Origin of the sequence: Pseudoalteromonas sp. Hal040 (assembly GCF_037162425.1) — a bacterium.
GTDB classification, from domain to species: domain Bacteria; phylum Pseudomonadota; class Gammaproteobacteria; order Enterobacterales; family Alteromonadaceae; genus Pseudoalteromonas; species Pseudoalteromonas gelatinilytica.
The window spans coordinates 161622-184174 of record NZ_JARLUU010000002.1 but is presented as its reverse complement, the minus strand read 5'-3'; the positions used below and the strand labels follow the sequence as shown (position 1 = coordinate 184174).

Below are 22553 nucleotides of genomic sequence, written 5' to 3'. Positions count from 1 at the left end.
TTAGCCATATCAAAGGCTAATTGTACCAAATAAATCTTTGCTCTGAGTTAGTTTGCGGTGGATATTTTTGCTTAGTAGCATTAATACATGGTGAGTAAAATAAGTTGAAAACTGATCGAGTAGATTTGCTTAAAGTATGGGCTACTTGAGGTTAAGAGCGAAAGAACGGGCATATTGGCGATGATACAAGCAACTAAAATTTGTGTTTAAAAAATTTCGACACAAATTGGGTCACATTGGGTACTACCTTAAAACACCTAAAGCTGATAAATTCGTAAGTGACTCAATCAAGGAAAAATAATAAAAATCATGGTTAAAAAGATACTTAAAGGAATTGGTATAACATTTTTAGTGTTAATTAGCTTATTTGTACTTTTAGCAATTTGGACTGCGAATAAATCCTCTGCTTACAAAGAAACTGCCGTTCCTTACCTTAATTCAGCAATTACAGACATCTCTAAATGGGACCCTCAAACTCTCAAAAACTATATGACCCCATCATCAATTGAAAATGCCACAGATGAAGATATTTCTAAAATCATGCGTGCATTCTCAAAGTTGGGCGAATTAAAAGAACTAGGTGAATTTGAATTTATAAATGTTAGCTCTAAAGCTGTCACTGGAGGTGGTTCTGGTACTTATGTTACTTATTTAATTCCAGCTTCATACACTAATGGTGACGCAAAAATAACCGTCACGTTAAAAGAAGAAGGTGAGTCATTCTCTATTTATAACTTCAATTTAAATTCGATGGCGCTTATTGATTAAGTTTAGGGGTAAGAGTAACGACTGGTTTCATTGTTATAGCCTTTTCAATAATAGTTGATGAGCCAAAATGTCACGTATCATTTCTCAAAGGACTAAATATGCAATCGCATGAACCCTCTACTAGGCCCTTTATGGGTTCATATTTTGTTTGGAAAGCCATAACAACAAGGAAGCCAATGAAACAATTATTCGCAGTGTGTTTATTCATTTTTGTATCTTTTACATCTCAAGGAATGGGAAATACTGAGCAAGCTGAAAAAGTACCATTTGCAAAATCAGATGAAAGGAATGAGAAAAGTAATCTAAGGCTTTACGAAATTTTTGTTCCTAAGAAAAATGGTGATCTTTTCTTAACAGAGATTAATTTGTTCAAAGAGAACGAGCAAAGTGTTAGCTTAAAATTTGAAGATGCTCACATTTACCCAGATTTTAAAGAAACATACATCGTTATTAACCCTAACTTGGTAAACACTTTCGAGATTTATTTAAATTACTCAACAACCAAAGATGGTGGCCTTGTGATGTGTGGCGGTAATAGAGTAAAGCTAAATATCAATGATTTATTATTCGTTGAAAGCCCTCCTGAAGTTATCCCACCGCCGAGGAAACCATAGCAAATTTTGCATGATATAAATTAAATTACTCCTAAAAAACATTGTTGTAAGGGTTAAAAGGTAAGGCCAGTTTATGGCTCTTCGTCGAGAGTTAAACAGAGCTGTAAAATATTTTGCTGCATTTTCGAATGGTTAAATCGGTTTCACTATGATTTAGTTTTATCAAAAATAGCAAGCGCAACTGGTTGTATTTAAATAGTTTATTTTCAAAGGAATGTTTATGTCTAAAGTTAAAAAAATAGTGATAGCTTTAGTAATTGTGCTAAGCCTTGGCGCAATTGCTAAACAATACAATGAGCACAATCACACAGAGATGGCAATTAAAGAGTGTGGCAATAAAGACAACGTCGCCAAAGTCGACTCTAAAAGTTTTGAGTGTAAAGACTAATAGAGAATAGCGACAGTTGATTGATGTTATAAATACAAAGCAGCCGTTACGTTAAATAATGCTTTATGAAAAAGGAGTTAGTTTAAACTATGAATGAAGCAGAGAAAAAAATCCTACAAGTCATTGAGCAATATGGGTGTTATGTAACATCAGTTTTTGATCCTGAAGGTGAGAGCCCCAACTTTACATATTCAACAGGTATCAGTAAAACATATGATGCACCCGAACTTATTATAATCGGTTTAAACAGCAAACTAGCTCACTCAATAGTAAATAATTATGCAGGACGTTTAAAAAATGGTGAGAAATTCTCAATTGGTGAATTCTATGAGGGGTTCTTAGAAGGTTTTGATGTTACTTTCTGTGAGGTATCACAAGAAAATAAACAAGAGTTTATGCTTTCAGCTTGTTGGTATAATAATGACAATTTTGAAGCATTACAGTTGGTGTATCCTACCACTAGTGGTATTTGGCCTTGGGATGCTGATGCAAACCAGAGCTTTTTAACACTTCAGCCTTGCCTAGCAACAAAGAGTGCGTGGTAATTTTTAAAAGGTCGTTTAGTTAACATTTGAGCGAGGTAGGTTCATTCACCTGTGTTAGCTGAATTCATGATGGTTTCAAAAGGTTTTTATAACTCGAAAGTGAAAGGTTTGAATAAAGAACAAAGCAAGGAAAGTGGTATCTTATATGCTGTATTTACAACTGTTTTATTGTACTTCCTTTTTAAAATTACGTTAATTTTTTCTATGCAGTTAAATTGGCATTCAACCTGTCTAAGTTCGCTTTGGGATAATGCCAACTCTGTAGTGACACCTTTTTTAGGGTTTTCCATTGTCGCTGTATTAAGTTGTATTTGGTTTTTTTATTGCGCCATAAAATACAAACAAAAAGCAGGTAAAGCGGTATATCTTTTATTAGGCGTAGGAGCTGTGTTCTATTATTTTTGGTTTAGAGGCTTTTACGGTTTTTGGCAGCTAATGAGCTACGAACAGAAAGAAATAACAGTACAAGAGTTTTATGAAAAAACAGGTGGTACAGATAGACTCACTTCGTTGTTTGGTAACCGCCTCAGGCATCATGAACTGTGTAAGTCACCACTTGACTAGATAAATTAAAATGCAGATGAGACGTTTTGTGTGGTACTAGTATAGGTTGCTGTATAAATATAAAAGGTAGTTATTTCGCTCCCATATTCAAAAAATGAGCGACGAGCGCATTTTCTTTTTCTGAATACCTTTAGGACTAATTAAAAATACGAGTTGCCGATGCCTTACGTTATTTGTTACTAATAGATTTATTAATACCTGAGCGTGACATTGGCAGAAAGGTGCGAGACGCGAGCACTATTAAAAAGTTATTTTTTGCTTTCACAAATATACAGCCCCGCGCTATTGCCGTTGAGCTGAGAGTTAGGTACAACGAGAGGTTAGAGATGAAATTATCAATCGTATATATAATTCTAGCTTTTTCGTTTGGTATTTTATCTGTCGTGAGTGTTCCAAGAAATGGATGTTATGGCGCAGTATGTAGTGACTTTCAATCTGTTGGTGTTATTGCATTCATATTTTATGGTTTAGCTTTATTGTTTTCTATTTTAGGCCTGTTGCGTTTATTAAAAAAAGTTAAACTCAACCAGTTGTATAAATATGATAGTAAAGACCTAAATAACCTTGATGGGTAAGTTGTACCTAACAAGTATCTAAACCAAAGGACGCAAAACAGCAGGCTTGTGCTCCTTCGTATTTTGTGCCGTTTATTACGGCGTAAGGTGAAAAAGTTGAATGGCACTACCTAAAAAAGGAATTAGAAAAATTGAGTATGAAGGGCATACATACAGTTGGTTAATTCGTTCAAAGCCAACTTACACTCAGGGGGCATTTCAAAGCCCAATGACCATAGGTATTCAAGAATTGGAATGTGAAATGCCCAAGGTTTTATATGTTACTCTGAATATCGATCGGCCAGATAATTGGCTATCTAGCCATCAAACTCAAATAACCCCAAATATCATTCGTAATATTATTAAAGGGGCTATCGAAGAAGGTTGGATGTTTAATGAGGGTGGAGCGGCATATGAGTATGAATTTGGTGTAATAAAAAATGTGTAGCCAGTCACCTAACAAGTTTATCAACCACCGCCACTGCTTGGCTGGACAGATTAAACGCTGTTTCGCAGCAGTCTGCCGGTCATAAAGGCTTTGGCTGAATTCAAATCAACAAAGGAGAAATGATATGGGTGCATGGGGAATGGGGGTGTTTGATGATGATACTTCTTGTGACTTACTTTATGAAGCTATGGAAACAGACGCTCTCAGCTTTATCAAAAAAGCACAAAACCATAAAGATGCGGAGTATCTGGAATACGATGAATGCCACGAAGTTATTGTTGCTGCTTCTATAATGGACTACATATTAAACGGTACAAAATATAATCATAATACCGAAGGCTATGACGAATGGCTATCGAAGCAAGGAAAAGAAGGAATTGAAGATTTAAAGTCAAATATTTCTGAAAGCCTGCGGAGAGTTTTATCCGAAGAGTCAGAACTAAATGAGTTGTGGCTAGAAAATGAAGAAGATTACCCTGCATGGAAGGGGAATATAGAAACTATATTGTCAAACTTAAATGGCTAATAAATTGCTGCACCTGACACATACTGCTACGCTCGTTTTGTTTGTGTCTGTCGGTGGCGCTCTTTTTTACACAAAGCCGCTCTCTCCAATATGTGCAGGTGAGCAAGGGAGTAGAAGCCTATGATGTTTAGAGTTCGAGAAGAAGACAAACATTTCTATTTAAATGAAAGGAAAAATGGTGAATATGAACTAATGCTACATACTGGTCCGCATTTAGATGAAAGTATATGTTTTTCGAAAGAGCGTTAACTCAATTTAAAAAGTTGCTTAAAAACAGGCAAACAGGGAATATTCATCAAAAACATAGAATTTTTAGGCATTCAATTACTGTCCAAAAGCAAACTTCGCTAGTTATTGAATTAAATAGAAATATTGAGTTGTTTAACGCACTAATTGTAGATGAAAATTACTCTGTTAATATGTGCGAAAATGACTTAGAGCAGTTCATAAACAGGTTTGAAGAATGCGGTTTCTAACATGGCAATTATGTGTGGGACGTCTAAAGCTTAGCTGGTGGTCCTTTGTCGCTGATTTTAGCCAAGCATTTACGCGCCAATTAGTAAGGAGATATGCCAAAGGAAGCATCATAAACGAATGATTTATCTAACGCTTAACTCAAATAACTTTAAGGAAACCAAAGAGTTTTATTGCACGACGTTGTCCTTATTTAAAGCTCAATCTGACACAAGGCTAATATGCTTAGCAGGAGAGTTAATTTTAGATTTAGATGGTTCTTGCCCATGCGCAGAGTTTGGAATTCATATAGGCGATAAACAAATAACTATTCTAAAAACTCTCGAAAAGACTGGAGTTGTTTATTCTTTCGAAATCAACATTGCTGGAGATTTTTTGGAGCTAGTTGATCCATCGGGTAATAAAGTAGGCATATGGGCGCATGGTGGTTCAATAAAATGATTACGCATAACAAAAAATTATGTCGCCAGAAAGCGGGCTGGGGCGCATATATGAAATACGTTTTAGGAATTCTAATAATGATTTGGAGTATTTTTTCTTCCGCCAAAGACTATCCAGAAGTAGTTGTTGGAGAGGAAGAGGGTTTTGTCGATCTGACCTTTACAATTTCAAACTCCAAGAAGCTCGAATCTGGTTCATATGAAGTTGTCGTTAAAGGCAACCTGAAAGGCAATATAGTTGGGTTTGCAATCGAGCTGTTGCCATCGTGGAACCCGCAAGCAGTAGAAGGTATTGATGATCCCTTTTATTGGGGAGAGGCATTCTTCAAGAACACCGGGGCGGAGTCAGTTGCCTTTATAAGATCACTAGCTACTCTCTACGGAGCTACCGTAAGTGGTGCATCGGTTTCAAATGAGGTGTACGCCCAAGTGGTTGGGCTTGCATGCAATCCTGAACAGCTTGAGGTCTCACCCTGCAAAATGAAGTTCTTCTTCAATCCTGACGGAGAGGAAGAACTGTATTCAGAGATTTTTATAAACATTGATCTCTCTGAGAAAAGGCTCGAGTTCAATGAGAAGGACAATGATTATCGTGCGCCATTATTACGTTCATTGTTGCAATAAAGGCTTAATAAGCTGCAGCACCAGACAAATTTCCGCTGTCATCTTTTTGGCGTGGCAAAAAAGTAACCATCAAAAATTTGCTTGTTGAGCCGGGCGTTATGTTTCTATGGAGGGGGAAGTGTCTACTAGGTTAATTATATTCTTATTCTTATTTTATCCAGCCGCTTTATACGCAAAAATTGGACCTGTAACTTGGGAAAGTTTAGTTGATGGTTCTGAAATAGTTGCTTTAGTAAAAATTAAGAATATTGAAGTAGTCGATGATGGTCATGGGACGACAAAGGTAATAATAGTTGATTTATTAAAAGGCTCTCAAAGCTCTAATGAAATTAATGTAAGTTGGCATTTAAGCACTGTTAGTAGTGCCTTATATGATATTCATGGTTACCACCTTTTATTTTTAAAAAAGACTGAAGATGGCAAATATAAGCAATCAGTAATAGGTAGATCGTTTTGGAAACTTTATGGTCGAAACAGAGAAAATTTGACTATCAGTCTAGAAACAGAGGATCCTCGCTTATCTACGATTATAGAATTACCGAGTGAATTTTATAAAATTGAGTCAGTACCAGTTAGGAATTGTACAATAGGCTATATAGATTCACGTATAGTTAGTTACAAGAAATTAAAAGAGTACTTTAATCAATAAACATAACAAGCCAAGTCAACAGGACAATTTTAAGCTGGCTCCCGTCGCTGCGCTCCTAATTTTAGCCAGCTTAAAAGTTGCTTCTGCTTGAGGTGTTAGGTTACTACGAGAATATGAGAGTAATTTTAGCTTTTGCTGTATTTTTGTCTTTGCATAGTTTTGCGTCTCAAATTATTGAAGATTCAGACATAGCTAGAATTAATGCTAGCTATCCAGAAGACCTTAAGATTCGCAAGGAACTTAATATTCGCCATGACATTAATGTTCCAATAGAATTTTCCATAACCTCCAAAGGTAATGGAGGTTTTAGTTTACCTGGTTTGTTTTTAGTTCGTTTATTCGATCAACACGATGATGGCAGCTACTTTAAATCTGGTTTACTTCGTAACGAACTGATAGACCTCGATGAGGATGGCTACAACGAGTTATTGTTTTGGGGAATTGCGATTAAAACAGACGATGAATCTGAAAAGGTTTTAGGGGAAATTCCTGTAGTCGCAATTTTAAAATATGATCCCAAAAGTAAAACTTTTAAAGTGATCAAGAAAAGTAACGAAATAGATATTTACATTGAGTGAATCGTAACCTAACAAACGGTTTAAAGTGGACAAAATTCAGTTGGCTGGTTTCGCTCTGCTTCACATTATAGCCAACTAAATTTTGCCCATTAACAGGGCGTTAAGTTTTCCGCCTGCTACACTTGCTACTATCTAAACGATGGAGGCATTATGAAAATACAAATAAATAGAATTATATTAGTAACCACCTTCGCAGCCCTACTATCTGGGTGCCCTTTAGACGGAGATGATGGCAAAACTGGACCTGATGGACCTTCCGGGGTCGATGGATCTATCGGATCCGCTGGGCCCGCTGGGCCCGCTGGACCCGCTGGACCTACAGGTGCTACAGGGTTGGCGGGTATCAATTGCTGGGATACCAATGGTGACCGAGTAAATGATCAGAGTGAGGATGTAAATTTTGATGGCCAATGGAATGCCGCTGATTGCCAGGCTGCCCAAGCGACATCACAGAATCATGATGCTGAATTTAACCATCAACATATCTGTGAAGCATTAGCAAACCTCGGGCAATATCCTCAAGGTTGCCCATCTGCCGCGGCTGTTCCACCTAGCGGCACATTAACCAAGCTTTATGAAAATACGAGTGCCAATTGGTATGATGATGGTGCTAATGGCTATACGAGCTGTAATACCGCACCTAATGACGGACTTTTGAAAATAGTAACCAGAGATGACTTAGCTTTCTTTGAAGCTGAAGAGGTCTTTATTGCTAGCGTTACTCGCTTGGAAAGGGCTAACGAGACACTAAATGATACCTGTTATAACACATGCAACAGCGACCCCAAATGTGTCGCGTCTCTAGCAAGAACCGTTACGAGTTCAGACGGACAAGCAATGGACTGTGTTATTTTTTATCACTCAGACACTGTAGCCAATTATGAGCGCGTGTGTGGTGCTAACACATCTGTAGATGTAGATGCACGCGACATATGTCGAATTTCGAGTGGCGCACAAAATCGCTGGTCGGCGAGATGCCCCTAGAAGAAACTTAACCAGTCAAAGCACACCGACGCAGCCAAGCTGCGCCGGTGTTTGAAGCGTTGGTATGACTCCCACTGTCAAGTTAAACACACTGATCCTTGCCTAACTTTAAGCCATAATTTCTTAACTCGAATTAGAGAGAGTTAACGCATAGGATGAAGCAAGTAATTTCGTCGGTTTTCATGCTGGTATTCGTTGGTTACTCATTTTCATGAGCAGAGCAGACCTTACTTAACTCGACGTGGCACCTGTCTTCAGTCTATGTTCGTGGTTCAATGTTGCGGTAGCAACATTGCCATCCTAACGCCGTCGGTGGTTGTGCCACACCCGATGCTTGACCCAATGCATTAACTCTAATTCGTTCATATTAAGCAGGTACTCTAGATAATCTTAATTTAGGATTTATCGGAGAGAGTACAATTTGTTTTGCAATTGCCCAGATATAGGCAATCATTTCTCGCGCAATGGCGGTGACAACAAGGTTGTAATGCTTACCTTTATTAATGAGCTTTTTATAACGTTTACAGAGCCTTAATTGTGCTTTCCATGCGATATCAACAATCTGTTTTGGTAAACCTTCTTGTCGTTTTTGTAACTCGGTCGATATGTTGGCAGCATGACGGTAACTATGAGCACCTTCGACTAATAAGCGCCTTGCTCGACCATTGCCGCATTTAGTAATTGCGCCAATGTGCCTTTTACCCCCGCTCGAGTGTTCACTTGGTACAAGGCCAAGGTAGCTCATCAGTTTACGCGGATGGTCGAAGCGCGTTAAATCACCAAGCTCAGCAACAACGCCAGCGGCCACGAGTAAGCGAACACCGCGCATAGCCTGAATGGCTTTAACAAGGGGATAGTATCGCCATTGATAAACATGGTGAGACAGTTCGTTGTCGAGTCGCTCTAATCGTGCAATTCGCTCATTTATAGTTTGAATAAACTCTTGTAAAACGATTTGCTGTGCTGGATGCGGCAGTACTAGTTCAGTAAGCCATCGTAAGTGTTTGAGAGACCAGTTTGCAGTGCCTGCATAGTTGATATTGTTGCGAAGAAGCAGTGCTTTCAGTTGGTATTTGGCATCTTTTAAGTCTTTCATTGCAACCTCTCGAGCACGAGATAAATCACGAATAGCTTCGTCTTCAGGCTCAGGCACATAAATAGGGGTTAAATCTTCAGACTTGAGTAATTTAGCTAACTTAAGCGCATCACGCTTATCGGTTTTAATACGCTCGCCAGGCTTTTTAGGGATAAGCGAAGGAGCAACCACGTAGCAACAATGTCCCAAAGAAGTAATTAAGCGATAAATCCAGTATCCACAGGGGCCAGCTTCATAAACGAAATGCAGAGTTGCATTAGGGTATTTAGATTCAAATTGCCTGATAAGTTTTTTAATAGCGACTTTAGCAGAAGAAATGCGGCCGAAATGAATGGGTTGTGCGCCACGATTGTCTTCAATATAGGCAACTTCAATGAATTCTTTATGAGTATCTAAGCCAATGAAAAGTATGTTATGTTTAGTCATGCTAGCCTCTGCTGTTTAGTTATTTGACAAACTAATTATGGCTCTGGCTTTAAGCTAACCCACGAAAATGCGGAGGCTAGCACCGTGTGGGAGTCATTATGTCTAGGTGCTTTAGTGAAGGAGCGTTAAATTGAAGCGTAGTGTTCAGTTTAAAATGTATTTGATTTTGTTATTTTTATGCGTCATAGGCTATCAATTCCAATATACAAGCGTTGATAATTTCTTTGTTAACCCGTTTTACATCGGTAGCATAGTTCTCGGTATTCTATTAGTCATTAAAGCTTTAGGTTATACCTGCCAAAGGTGTCTTAGAAATCAAGTAGTACAAGGCTTTTACAAATATCGTCTACCATCTTCAAATTGTTATAACTGTGGTCATGATATTGATCAAAATCGCACCTAACAATGCCGTTTACGGCAAGAGTTCACCATCCGTTTCTGGGACAAAGCACGCATCCGTTTTAACTCATTTCTGTCCATTGACGAGTTATAAATATAACTCGTTTTGCCCCATTCTTTGTTTCGGCCTACTGAACACACACTTCACCAAATGATCATTTGACTTACTTTTCGTAATCGCAGTAATGTGAGTATAGATACGGATTAATTTTATTATGCGAAAAGGTACAAATGAGCATTGAAACTGCAATTGAAGCAATTAGTAAATTTCAAGGAGATTCTCTCACTAAAAGTCTTTCTCTCTTGGAAGGTGACATTATCGGCGCTAGCGCTGCTGACTCATTAGAGTATTGCTCTGAGAGAAAAATAGATGATGATTTTGTTGCTTCAGCCTTGGCTGTAAAGAAAGTTGCAGGACAGATCAATGTTATTATTCATGCCTCAGGAATATTGCACTCACTTAAAGATATTCTAAAAAAAGGGGAAGTTGTTCAAAGTGTTTCTTTAGGGGCGGGAAATACTGGTCGAAAATTTGATCTCGAAACAAACTTTCAAGTAGCTGAATTCAAGTTTATCGATTGGAAAGGTGGGGCTGAGTCAATACGGCAAAATGGGTTATTTAAAGATTTCTATGAACTTGCGGAATATGATACTGAAAAGGCAAAAAATCTCTATGTTGTAGATACTCATTATCCACTGAAATTCTTGAATGGGAGAAGAGCCTTAAATAGTGTGCTATCAAAGCAACCAACAATATACAAAGGTATATCAGATAAGTACGGTTCATCGATTAAAGTAGTCAGAGATTACTACGAGATACATAAAAGGTCTGTGAGGGTCATTGATATTGCTCCATATATCGGCCGCGTATGATAATAAATTAAGTTAAGCGGGTTTCGTGACAGTGACTCGGTTCCGCTACTATATAAGTTAATTCATGTTTTATTAAATTAAAAAAGACAACTCGAATTTCCCTTTTGACTTTTCAGTTCAATGCTCCACTGTTCCATAATCTTGATGAAGGTCTTTATGCCTACTAGAGAAAGTTTTTCGTCAAAAATAATCGTTCCTGTTTAGTAAAGGAAATACCAAGCTTTGATAGCTTAGAGACATTAATAAACCTAAATTATGCCTAATAAAACAAGCAATAAAGCATATAATGCCTACTTTATTGTGCATCATGATTGTTAGAACTTATGACTGAAGCCCACCGAAAATGTTTGTTGGTGAGGCATGCCCTCACGTTTCGTTTTGGTGTTACTTACATATATTTTGTGTCTTTATCTATAAAGACATCAGCCCCGAAACCATAGAAATCATCAAATAAACTTTTTCAGCACCATTTCATAGCTTTTAGTTAGAGATCATTTAGCCAAAGGCTCCTGCAAGTCGAACTTCTAACTTTAATGAATAATGGCTCTGCATTGGTGTTACTATTTAATCAAAATCTCATCGTGCCTGAGATTCTCATTTTGAGTGGCAATCGCCACACATGGCGATTGCCACATAATTTGAGAATCTCAGGCAGCTACTATTATTTGGATTCAAAGAGTTGAAGATTCGAGAAAATAAGAAATTGCCACTCAATTTGAGATCCCTTATAAAATTGGCGTTCAAAATGAGATTCATAAAACACTAACCAACTGGCGTTACTGAGCAGAGTATCGGCGTTGTACTCGATTATCGAACTTGTATGCTACATATGAAGCCAGTTACTGGTCAAGTGGTTTGTAGCGCACATAAACAGGTGAAGTGGCCCAAAAATAGGGCTTTGGTGACGGTGATTTTGACTGGCTACCGAACCATAGTTAATGATGTACCTCAAATTCAACAGATACATAAAGGCTGTATACCTTTATTGTTTGGGGGATCTGAGCAATTAACACTTTCACTTGTCAGGTGCTAGTCGCATGTGCGCTCTGGAGAGTTATAGAAATTATTACACTCGAAGGTTGGTTTATACTTAAACTTCCATGAGAGGAGATAAACACGTATACAGAGTATTTTATTTGAGTATCGTGACACATCATTATTCATTTTTATTACCTTCATCATTGAACATTGAGTCTATTTCTTTGTTTAGCATCGTAAAGTCTGTGGTGATTCGAGGTAAATTTGACCTGGCGATAGTTGATGTTGCAGGTTTTCCACTTGCTTGGTTATTTGAAGCAAATGGATCTTGTAGCGAGTCATTTTCTTCAAAAGTAGTAGGCCAAGTACTGTCAATGTTATCCCATCCGCTTTTACCCTGCGTGATGCTTAATTCTAAATTTAATAGTGATAAATATTTAAGAAGGTACTTAATTCCACCATCAAAGATGCCATTTTCCATTTGTGATATTTGCCTACGACCAATATTAAGAACTTCTGACACTTTTTCTTGAGTAAGTCCTTTCGATTTACGTGCATTTTTTAATTTTTCACCGTCATACAGTTTCATAGGTGCACCTATAACGCTTCTTTCTTGTTACTATATCATAATAAGGCATAGATTAAGTTACTATATAGTATCATTTAACTATGTTGTTACTATATAGTAATGTAGGGCTTTTTGATGCATATTAAAGGTGTGACTTTAATAGTTTGAATAGCTAGAGGCTGCAAAATCTGTTCTCCTGTTTCCAATATTCTGAATAAACGTTACCAGTATTCTGCTTATTCGTTAGCACTTTACTATGGTAATAGTCAGGATTAGACCCACGCTTCGGTTATGTTATTAACCCAGATTTTTCTATCATAGGCCATCAAATAAATTGAGTTGTGGCTTATGAATACCACCGTAAAAAATTGGTATATTGTTGCGGTTATGGATGGGGAACAATTGGTCGGTGAAGTGTTATACGGGACCGTGCAAGAGGACCAAACTTTTCGCTTTTATGGAGGGGACTACGTGACTACATCACGGATCGTGTGGAGAGATCTTAAAGCTCATCAGGTGTTAACATCCAGCCATTCACATTATCAACTCATTGGTAAAGGAAAAAAAGCAATCATCGATTTAGACGATTTTGAACTGTTACGCCACGGATTTTCACCTGAGCAAATTAAAATTTTAAACAATCCATCATCACTTGTTGCCCATTAGAAATTTTGGCACCAAACCAAAGGGCATTAGTAGCAGAACTTTTTGTTGGTAGGTTTAGGCAAAAGAAAAGCCAGCAGTGCTGGCTTTCTATGACTTCTAGGCTAAAAAGGAGTAGCTATATATCTCCCCCAATTAAAGTATGGAACTCAATTGAAACCCACATAAGCTCTACGTAACTTATTAACAGGCCGCATATAAAGGTTGCTAATAAAAAAGCAATTGAAGTACTTACTTTTTTGTAAACGTAGAAACTCATAACAAATGGTAATGTAAAAATTAGTAGCACTAAACTATTGTACCAACCTTGTTTCTGTTCTAGTAATAATACAAATACAAGATCAAGTGAGCATAAGAACATCAGATAAATTAAAGCAATTAATGCAAGCATACCCATATGCTTTACCAGTTTGTTGCTCATCACTATTTGCCACCTTTACCCATAATGTTTTGCAGCATTTCAAGCTGTCCATATCTTTTTATTACATCCGTTACAAAGTCTTGGCAGTTATTGGTAAGAAAATTATAGCCATCATTTGGGTAATTTTTCTTCACATCATTCACTGCATCTCGAATTAGATCATCATCATAACTCTTGGCATCACATTGATATTTGCTTTTATTTTTGCTGTCATCAAATAAACCACCTTTAGTATAACCCCAGTTATCTCCAGTACCATCTTCGGAAAAGATATGTTCGTGGAAAACACCTAAGTCTAGACCTGTTGCTCCACTAGTTTGAAAATCCCCAGCAAATGAAAGGGGCCTTTTGCATATTTGAGCAAGACCTAACGGGTCTATTCTTGAGATAGGATTACCACCTACATAAGCATAAGTATTCATACCACCAAGCAATCCAATTGGGTCAGATTGAGTATAGCGGCCCGTTTCTGGGTCGTAATAACGGTTCCAGTTGAACCAAAGCCCTGATTCACTGTCATAGTACTGCCCGGGGAAGCCAATATTAAACTCGCCAATTGACGTCGTTTTCACCGAGCGGTCAAATGCCTTGAGGTTTGCTCTCCATACAATGGCCTGACTGGCATTGGTAATGAGCTCAGGGCGGCCAAGTTGGTCGTTGTGGACATAGTAAAGCGCGTTGTTTTTAACGTATGCCACAGGTTGGCCATTGAAATAGATGTACTCTTTATTGGCATTCGGCTCGGCCAGCAACAAACCGCTGAGGTCATACACATAACGCCGCGTGTTAGCCCCTGATTTTTTATACACACGTTGGTTTGCTAGGTTATAACCATATTTGGTTGTTACCCCACTGTTAGTGACGCTGTGCATCCGGTTAAGGCCATCATAGTCGTAAGTTTTACCATTGTTACTGGTGATGTTGCCAAACGTACCAATGCTTTATATTGACAATTGATTTTCATCTTTATTTCCGATTTCGCATTTGACGATCCCGTATTTGGAAAAGACCTCAATAACAACATCTTCATTTATATTTTTACTATTGTAGTACAGATTATATCTTCCCTCTTGATGGCGGACAGCGATGCCCGGCAGTTCTTTTGAGAGGATAGCCATGGACACTAAAGGGTCTGTATGTATATTGCAACTTTCTATTGAATTCAACGTAAGCGCCCCCCAAGATAAGACACTCCAAATGGCAGGGCAACAACTGTAATTAATGTCATAGGTAAAGGAGGCCACCTTTTGATAATTTCATTTGTTGTCCAAATACAGGCGGGAATAAAACCCGCGCAAACAAAAAGTAACGCGGCTATATCATGTCTCAACTCCCAGTACAGTAAAACTTTTTGAAACACTAAGTCAAAGTATATAAATGGGAAAATTCCCCACAGTAACGCGATTACTATTATCCGGTATATCACAATCATATCATCCCCCCACATTAATCATATCATTGGACCAGTCGATACAGTTGTTATGTACCCATGAGTAATCTGGCGGAAAAATTTCTAATGAATTCTGAATATTGTCGTAGACTTGCTGGTCAAAGTCATCTGTTTCAAATACTGTTTCAGTTAAGATGTCTGGATAGTTAACCATTACCTCTTGGTGTATTTGGCCGGGTACATATTTCCCTCCACTTAACCAGTCTAAATAGCTAAAATTCTTTGCTCTCGTATTTGGTCCAAAACTCCACTGCCCATTAATGCTCGGATTGCTTGAATTTCGGATTTGTATCGAGGGGTGGGGCCCGGTCCATATACGGGTAACTTTTAAGCCTCTCAAGTCATACCTCATTACAGGATTCCCACCCACATACGTATAGGTATTAATCCCACCGGCTAAACCAATCGGGTCACTCTGAATATATCGGCCAATTTCAGGGTCGTAGTAACGGTTCCAGTTGTACCACAGGCCCGACTCGCTGTCATAGTATTGCCCAGGGAAACCGATATTGAACTCGCCGATTGACGTCGTTTTCACTGTGCGGTCGAACGCCTTCAAGTTTGCTCGCCATACAATGGCTTGGCTGGCATTGGTAATGAGCTCTGGGCGGCCCAGTTGGTCGTTGTGGACATAGTAAAGCACGTTATTTTTAACGTACGCCACAGGTTGGCCGTTGAAATAGATGTACTCTTTTTTGGCATTCGGCTCGGCCAGCAACAAACCGCTGAGGTCATACACATAACGCCGCGTGTTAGCCCCTGATTTTTTATACACACGCTGGTTTGCTAGGTTATAGCCGTATTCGGTTGTGACCCCACTGTTAGTGACGCTGTGCATCCGGTTTAGACCGTCATAGCCGTAAGTTTTACCATTGTTACTGGTGATGTTGCCGTTGGCGTCATACACAAAGCCCGCGCTACCTTTGTACATTATGCGATTTGAGGTACTGAAATAGGAATACGTATTTTGCCCATCGGTCAGTCGATTACCCACATCATCATAACTGTAGTCGTTACTATAGGCCGGGGTCGAGACCGTATCCAACTGATTGAGGTCGGTATAGGTCAAGCTGTGCGTATAGCTGGCGTTATAGGCATTGGTTATTGAATTGATATTGTTGGCGGTGTCGTAGCCAAAATACAAATCCTGCTTACCTGCTGTTTCGATATCGGTTAGACGATAATCCAAATCAAACGCCTGCGAGCGGGCAAGGCCATTGCCATAGGTCCAAGATGTGGCAGGGCCAAAAGGCTTGTAACTGATATTCGATAAGATGGTCTTACTCACACCACCGATAACTGCCGTAATAGAGCTTACTTTATTGGTGCTGTCGTAGTGGTAGGTCACCTTGTTGCCGCTTGGATAGGTGACATCGCGCATACGACCATAACCGTCAGGGGTATAGCTTGTAGTGAGGCTTTGCCCTTCGATGTGGTCGGTTTGTGCCGCCAGTTCGCCATAGGTGTTGTAATTGTACGACGAGCAGCTATCGCTAGTAGCCACGCCGGTCATAAAGCCTTTATCGCCGTTGCCGTCGTAAATGAACTGCTGCATTTCGAATCCAGCAATCGCAAGGGTTTGACGATTGAGCGCATCGTATTCGTATTTTGTTACCGTACCTTTGGCATCCGTTTTTTCAACCAAGTTCCCCGCTGGGTCATATTTAAAGGTGGTGGTTCCCGTATCTGGGCTTGTTTGCGATACCAACTGGCCGAATCCGTCATAGATGTAAGACGTTGTGTTGCCATTGGCATCCGTTACCGACGTCAGTAACCCTTGCTGGTTATAACCATAGCTTGTGACATTCATTAACGCATCCGTGGTCGTTTTCAATCGACCAAGACTGTCGTAAGTGTAGCTAGTCTTATTACCTTTTGCGTCTGTAATATCTTTAACATTGCCATCGGAATAGTAAACGATGGTTTGGCTTTGACCGTTTTGACCTTCCACTAAGCGTACTCGTCCCAGTTCATCGTATGAGGTACTGCCAATATAATAGGTCGTACCGCCGGATTTGTACCGTACTTCCTCGGGGTTACTCATGGTGTCATACGTATACGATTGGGTTGCACCGCTGTTGTCAGTGATGCCTATTGCTCTATACCCATCATCGAAGCTGCGGTCTATATATGCACCTCCTGGTGAAGTAACTTTATCTAGTTGACCGAGTGCATTATAAGTGAAGGTCGACGATGCACGGCTTCCTAGTCTGATAGCTTCTAATTGATTGTTGATGTTATATGTATACGTTGTAACTAATCCATTAGGGGCCGTTTCAGAAAGAATATTACCATTCTCATCAAAGCTATCGTAAGTAGATTCATTGCCTATCGCATCGACCTCCTTGGTGATAAAACCTTGCTCGTTGAAATAAATAGTAGTGATGTCATTCACATCTGTTCTAGGGCCGTTGATTGTCATGCTCTTTACGGCACCATTTACATATTCGGTGTACGTCATAGTAGTAGTTCGGACACCGTCATAAATCAAATCAGTCTGAGTAATATTTTTAATACGCTGCTTATCATCATAGTCGAACTCTGTACGTAAGGAGGGTTTTTCAATCTTGGTTTGTAAGTGTTTGAATGTTGTGTGCCAAGTATAATTCGTTTGAATTGCATCGGGCGTATCAAAAGCTTCCGTAACAGAATTAAGCTGCCCTTCATCATTGAAGTCATAATCTGTTACACGCCCTTGCCAATCGGTTACCTTATCTTCAAATCCATTAGTATCATAAGTGTACTGCTGGTTCGCTGAAGCACAATACGTTGCATCTTGGCGACTGACCGATGATAACCTTTTTTTATTGTTAATTTTTATATAGTCGTAATCGGTAACTAATCCCAGCGGATTGGTTACCGTTGTTTTATTCGAAGAGTAAGCAAATGAGAACCTTTCTATATTTGCGTCAGCTCCGTGAGCACTAGAGAGAGCCTTGCCCGTAATTGGGTCATAAGTGAATGTTGCGTACACCTCACCATTTACTCTTATTTGAGTTAACGCATTAGGGTTATTGCTATCGGTGTAATAAAACTGTTTATACGAGCCATCAGGCATGGTTTGTTTTGACAGCTTACCGCTAGAATATTCATACACGTAACTATTATTTTTACTGTCTGTCACTTTAGTGACACGCCCTAGACTATACTCTAAGTTTAAGTAACTACCGTTTGATGAGCTAACTTTAGTTGGTAGGTCATTAGTGTATTCGTAAGTATGAACTTGACCTGCGGGGGTAGTGCGGGTTAAAACTTGCCCTTGGTCATTATAAACCTCAACTAGTCCATTTATTTCTTGCAGAGTAAAGTGATTATTACTGAAAGTAATTTTCGCTCCATCCTTAAAATCATTATCATGCCACTCATATTGAGTGCCACTAGGTTGAAAAACGCGTTTTCCTCCATCTGGTTTCAGTACTGTGATTATAGCATTTGTGTCTGGTTGTGATGGAAACCCTTCCCAGCATCCAGGTGTAGGGATACCTTCAGGATCAATAGTGCAAACAGTTGTATCAGTATAAAGCAATTTATAGTCGAAACTACTCAACCACATTTTACCAAACACTCCCGTACGTTCAGCAAAATGATTATAATTCTTTTCAATCGTCAGAGGGAAACCACCGGCACCAATAAAGTCTATTTCTGGTTGAATTTTATTTCCAGATGCAATTACGATAGGATTACCTGCACATAGCCCTTTGTCTCCTTCACCTTCTTGACGTTCACTATCACTGGAGTCATTTGATGCAGAGCCTGAGTGACTGCCCCCTCCTGCACCACTTGTATTCCCTCTAAAGCCTCCGCCTGCTCCATCAAAGTCAGGAATATAATTATTCCAGCACGTCAGACTAGTACTGCTGTAAGAAATTCCATTCTGGGTGACTATCACGGTCGTATCTCGACATTGTGTCGAAATTCTAGCTTCACTTTCTGTGGAAAAAATAGCACCGACAAGCCCTGTACTGATTATTCCTAATTTAAATATTTTTTTCATAAGCTGTACTTCCTTAAAGTGCTAATGGACATTGTGAAGCAGGCATTTTCACGCTTACAGCGTACGATGAACTCCATACGCTGCACCCAGCTTGGTTGCAAGCTTTGACTCTGTAATAATATGTTTGTGGTAGTTTAGAAGAGAATGTCTGACTTAAAGCCGTGCCAACATCGACAGAGTTACCCCAACCGGTTCCATTTGGATTTTCTTGTATGTAGTACTTTGTAGGTGTATGACCAGTTGTGTGTAACCAGTTCACTATGAAACCGGCTTGACCTGGTTGATAACTAATAGAGACGTTTGGTGAACCTGGCGGTTCATAAACAGTGACATCTATTGATGTCGCTTGTGAACAGCCATAGGGGTTACATGCTCTTAGTTCAAACGCATAATCACCATAAGCTAAGTTATCAAATGGGATAGCACTGACATAACCAATGTTTTCCCAATTTGAAAATGAGCTGGCTTCATAACTGGACCGCAGTTCAAAATAGGTGACATCTGGGTATAAGTAGTCGGTTTGGTAATTAAAGCCTTGATAGGTATCCCAATTTAATACTAATTGAGCTGTCATTAAATATTCATCACCACTATTCCCTATATTATCTGGATCTAGAGTGATGGCGTCACTTGTATAAATAGACTCAGGCTCATACGGTTCGATTTCAAAAAAGTAATTTTCTGCTGAGACCGATATAGAAGCTGCATTCAATTCGGTGACAAAGTTATCTTGTTCATCAAAAACCAGTAAATCAAATGAATAGTTTCCCGATATAGCAGGAGATATAGAAAACCCCGCGCCTTTTCCAAAATAAATAATTTCTGGATCACCATATGCAATTGATGGCACTTCTTCTACGGGTGTTCCATCAATCTGTAATCTAATCCCATAGTAAAACCCTGAACCTTGCTCCCAAGTTACTCTTACACCTAAATTAGCCATTGGATCATACTGAACGTATAAGCTGCTAGGTATAACTTCAGTGCCTGGAATAGGGTCTGATATGCTGGCAGATAAATATTCCCTTTTTGTTATACCAAGACTCTCCATGTATAAATCGATGAGTGAAGCTGTAGATGAGGTTGGGAGTTCATAAACTGGTATATTATTTTCGAGAGGGACAGAGCTTGGGACATCTTCTTTATTAAGTTTTTTAAGCTTACTGACGTCGAATCTAAGATGCTTACGCTTAAACACGTTATCTTGTCGGTTAGGGTCAAAATTTTTTGCTTTATATTTATTACGCTGTTGAGTTTCGTTGGCTTGTAAATTAGCTTTTGCTTCAGGTATGAATTGATGTGAAAAAATCAGTAACAAAACTGTTAAGATTCCTTTATTCATGGCTCTTTGCATTTTTTCTTCCGTGCCGAGTTTATATGTTAATGAGACTTTAATGAAAGCACGAATTTAACGGCTAGAGTGTACCAATGTGTACCAATGTGTACCAATGTGTACCAATGTGTACCATTTCTGAATTATGTATATCTGTCTTAAATGAAGCATTATTCTTTAAATACCCAAACTCCGTCATTATTACTTATTTATGTTTTATGGAGGTTAATATTCAAATGAAGGTGTTGTTATGGCAGATAAACATACGCCATCGAATGGCCGAGTGAATCGACATCAATAATCTAGAGACTTCTCAATCGTTCTTGATGTCGATTTAATAAACTCAAAAACTCAGCGGTGTAACTAATCATGTGGCAGTTGGAGTAGCATTTGCTTAGTTAGTTGCGCTTTTTGTAGCTTCACAATTTCATTATACGAACAAAACTTTAGAGAAAAATCATGGTCCCATGGGAGCTTTTTAATTATTCCATTCTCACGAAGTGACAATAGTTTTTTTTCAGTTAAACCGGTTAGTTTACTGGCTTCTGATAGGGTTAATTTTTGGAGCGTGGACTGGGATTTTAGCGCTTTTATAAGTTCGAATAGACAATCAGGGTCCACCCTAAGAGACGTTAGGATGTCATAAGAGGGTAGATAACTCGATGCTAAGCGTTGTGTTAGTATTGCTTCCAGTATTTTACCCACAGTTATATTTGACGCATGTAGGAGCGGCATAAGCTCTTTAAGCGTTGGCACATGTTGGAGAGTGGTGTTAAATGACAGTGCGTTAAATACAGGGCTTATGTCAACTACTACGCCCTTATTGAGGTTTGCGACTGAGGTAGTAATGATTAGTTCGAATTGCTGAAGCTGTTTTAGTTCAAACAATTCAACTCCGAATAACTGCATAGCGACATCAGCATGAGTCAATAATGGCGGAACTGAACAATTTGAGCCAGCGGCATTGTTATACTCACATTGCGCGAGTTGCTTGAACACTTCATTTGCAGGCCAATTTTTAGACTTTAGATGACGTTGCAATAAGGCTATGGGGATAGTGCGAAAGGTAATTGGCAATTGGTGAGAAAAGTTATTCATCGTCTCCGCTAACCACCTTTTTGCGCGCCTTTCCTGAGTCAATAATTCGAACCCGTCCTCGATGATTGACCGGATGTGATAGCACTTAGCAAACGTGTGCGTTTTGATGGACAGTTTATGTGGGTTGCGAGCAAAGATACCTGCGAATAGACAGTCACTTAAGTCTTGTGGTGGCAGTGAATTGGGCAATACTGATTTGCATGCGCGCAGGGGGCGCTGGCACGACGCATTCGTGCATCGCGCATTAAGTAAATCTACATCCCAGTGAAGCGGATGGGTGCAATGACTGCACGTATCGATGAGCACAGCATTGTGTTTTTCGCATCGGTAAATGAAAGGGGATTGGTGGCTGACTGGAATTACATTATCTTGCGCAATGCATGTAAGGCAAATGCGCGGTAATATGCTGTGTGGATTTTTAAATAACACACAGCGAACACTTGCTTGACCCATTGATGCTGTGTCTGGGAGAAGCGCGTCGAGTTCGAATACGCCCGACTTTAGTCCTTTGGCGAGTCTCAGTATTACTGGATCGCTTAACATGTCTCGGATGGTGGTGAAACCATTGCGTTTGGCGAGGCGTAAGCAATAGCCGATGATGCTCTCTTGGGGTTTGCAACAAGGTGTGACGGCAAACTGCATACTAATCCTCAGCTTCAAGTTGTTTAAAGTAGTCTTGTTTCACGCATAGCATGGCCTCATTGACCTCGTCTGCGTCCATTAGTTCGGTATCGAAAGGGTTAATTGCGCGTTTAGAGGTGAGCAAAAAGCGTTCGCTGAGATAAGCTAACAACTGAGGTGTGTCCTCAATGTAGTTGGGACGTTCTTCATCAAGAAACAAATCTTCAAGGGTTGAAAATGCGCGCTCTGTGTAAGCTAAGTAAATCCGGTCAAACAGTTCTTTGTCGTCTGGTACCAGCAATTCTCTGAAGCCAATTTTTTGAACGAAGTAGTTCGTGACACGTATCCACTGGGGGGAGCGAGGCTCAATGCGATCGAGTTTGACTGGTCGCAGCATGCGACGAGATAGTTGCTCATTATCGTCGACAGTATTTTCGCAGGCGCCAAATGCAAGCAAATGCATTGCACGCGTGCTGC

At 39.4% G+C, this 22553-nt stretch carries 22 protein-coding genes; 15 read left to right on the top strand and 7 right to left on the bottom strand.

Going from position 1 to position 22553, the window contains the following annotated elements; genetic code table 11:
• Positions 1-309: 309 nt before the first annotated feature.
• The 13 genes from P4S60_RS18480 (at position 310) to P4S60_RS18420 (ending at position 8156) form a co-directional block, all read left to right on the top strand.
• A complete protein-coding gene (locus P4S60_RS18480) occupies positions 310-768 on the top strand; it encodes a hypothetical protein (protein WP_337117006.1) in 459 nt (152 codons plus the stop codon).
• Between the two features lie 176 nt (positions 769-944).
• Complete coding sequence (locus P4S60_RS18475; RefSeq protein ID WP_337117005.1) at positions 945-1382, top strand: hypothetical protein; 438 nt, start codon at positions 945-947, stop codon at positions 1380-1382.
• Between the two features lie 220 nt (positions 1383-1602).
• Positions 1603-1770 carry a hypothetical protein gene (locus P4S60_RS18470; protein ID WP_337117004.1) on the top strand — a complete coding sequence of 56 codons (168 nt, stop codon included), beginning with the start codon at positions 1603-1605 and terminating at the stop codon, positions 1768-1770.
• Between the two features lie 89 nt (positions 1771-1859).
• The gene (locus P4S60_RS18465; RefSeq protein WP_337117003.1) at positions 1860-2315 is read left to right on the top strand and encodes a DUF4262 domain-containing protein; all 456 of its coding nucleotides are present in this window, start codon (positions 1860-1862) and stop codon (positions 2313-2315) included.
• Between the two features lie 66 nt (positions 2316-2381).
• On the top strand, positions 2382-2879 hold the full coding sequence (locus P4S60_RS18460; protein WP_337117002.1) for a hypothetical protein: 498 nt from the start codon (positions 2382-2384) through the stop codon (positions 2877-2879).
• A gap of 326 nt (positions 2880-3205) precedes the next feature.
• Positions 3206-3454: a hypothetical protein gene (locus tag P4S60_RS18455; protein WP_337117001.1), complete on the top strand. Its 249-nt coding sequence runs from the start codon at positions 3206-3208 to the stop codon at positions 3452-3454.
• A 100-nt stretch (positions 3455-3554) separates the two neighbouring features.
• Complete coding sequence (locus tag P4S60_RS18450) at positions 3555-3881, top strand: hypothetical protein (protein ID WP_337117000.1); 327 nt, start codon at positions 3555-3557, stop codon at positions 3879-3881.
• Positions 3882-4005: 124 nt separating this feature from the next.
• Positions 4006-4407, top strand: a complete 402-nt coding sequence (locus P4S60_RS18445) for a DUF4259 domain-containing protein (RefSeq protein WP_337116999.1) — start codon at positions 4006-4008, stop codon at positions 4405-4407.
• Positions 4408-5001: 594 nt separating this feature from the next.
• Positions 5002-5322: a hypothetical protein gene (locus tag P4S60_RS18440; RefSeq protein WP_337116998.1), complete on the top strand. Its 321-nt coding sequence runs from the start codon at positions 5002-5004 to the stop codon at positions 5320-5322.
• Positions 5295-5945, top strand: a complete 651-nt coding sequence (locus P4S60_RS18435) for a hypothetical protein (protein WP_337116997.1) — start codon at positions 5295-5297, stop codon at positions 5943-5945. Before P4S60_RS18440 ends, P4S60_RS18435 begins: the two co-directional genes overlap by 28 nt.
• A gap of 118 nt (positions 5946-6063) precedes the next feature.
• Positions 6064-6594: a hypothetical protein gene (locus P4S60_RS18430; protein WP_337116996.1), complete on the top strand. Its 531-nt coding sequence runs from the start codon at positions 6064-6066 to the stop codon at positions 6592-6594.
• A gap of 113 nt (positions 6595-6707) precedes the next feature.
• A complete protein-coding gene (locus P4S60_RS18425) occupies positions 6708-7172 on the top strand; it encodes a hypothetical protein (RefSeq protein WP_337116995.1) in 465 nt (154 codons plus the stop codon).
• A 333-nt stretch (positions 7173-7505) separates the two neighbouring features.
• Positions 7506-8156, top strand: a complete 651-nt coding sequence (locus tag P4S60_RS18420) for a hypothetical protein (RefSeq protein WP_337116994.1) — start codon at positions 7506-7508, stop codon at positions 8154-8156.
• A 367-nt stretch (positions 8157-8523) separates the two neighbouring features.
• Here the strand turns inward: P4S60_RS18420 and P4S60_RS18415 are convergent, their stop codons facing one another.
• A complete protein-coding gene (locus P4S60_RS18415; RefSeq protein ID WP_337115700.1) occupies positions 8524-9678 on the bottom strand; it encodes an IS110 family transposase in 1155 nt (384 codons plus the stop codon).
• A 630-nt stretch (positions 9679-10308) separates the two neighbouring features.
• Between P4S60_RS18415 and P4S60_RS18410 the strand changes: the two genes are divergently transcribed.
• Positions 10309-10950, top strand: coding sequence for a hypothetical protein (locus P4S60_RS18410; protein ID WP_337116993.1), 642 nt, complete (start codon positions 10309-10311; stop codon positions 10948-10950).
• Between the two features lie 1156 nt (positions 10951-12106).
• On the opposite strand, the gene P4S60_RS18405 is transcribed toward P4S60_RS18410, so the two are convergent.
• Entirely contained in the window at positions 12107-12517 is a 411-nt protein-coding gene (locus P4S60_RS18405; RefSeq protein ID WP_063707270.1) for a helix-turn-helix domain-containing protein, read from the bottom strand.
• A 327-nt stretch (positions 12518-12844) separates the two neighbouring features.
• On the opposite strand from P4S60_RS18405, the gene P4S60_RS18400 reads away from it, so the two are divergent.
• Positions 12845-13162 carry a hypothetical protein gene (locus tag P4S60_RS18400; RefSeq protein ID WP_337116992.1) on the top strand — a complete coding sequence of 106 codons (318 nt, stop codon included), beginning with the start codon at positions 12845-12847 and terminating at the stop codon, positions 13160-13162.
• Between the two features lie 420 nt (positions 13163-13582).
• Here the strand turns inward: P4S60_RS18400 and P4S60_RS18395 are convergent, their stop codons facing one another.
• The 5 genes from P4S60_RS18395 to P4S60_RS18375 form a co-directional block, all read right to left on the bottom strand.
• Positions 13583-14452, bottom strand: coding sequence for an RHS repeat domain-containing protein (locus P4S60_RS18395; protein ID WP_337116991.1), 870 nt, complete (start codon positions 14450-14452; stop codon positions 13583-13585).
• A 561-nt stretch (positions 14453-15013) separates the two neighbouring features.
• Positions 15014-19024, bottom strand: a complete 4011-nt coding sequence (locus tag P4S60_RS18390; RefSeq protein ID WP_337116990.1) for an RHS repeat-associated core domain-containing protein — start codon at positions 19022-19024, stop codon at positions 15014-15016.
• Positions 19025-19037: 13 nt separating this feature from the next.
• Positions 19038-20366 (bottom strand): hypothetical protein, encoded by a 1329-nt coding sequence (locus P4S60_RS18385; protein WP_337116988.1) that lies wholly within the window; start codon positions 20364-20366, stop codon positions 19038-19040.
• Between the two features lie 354 nt (positions 20367-20720).
• Entirely contained in the window at positions 20721-21455 is a 735-nt protein-coding gene (locus P4S60_RS18380; RefSeq protein WP_337116987.1) for a hypothetical protein, read from the bottom strand.
• Positions 21456-22098: 643 nt separating this feature from the next.
• Positions 22099-22539 carry a hypothetical protein gene (locus P4S60_RS18375; RefSeq protein ID WP_337116986.1) on the bottom strand — a complete coding sequence of 147 codons (441 nt, stop codon included), beginning with the start codon at positions 22537-22539 and terminating at the stop codon, positions 22099-22101.
• Between the last annotated feature and the right edge of the window lie 14 nt (positions 22540-22553).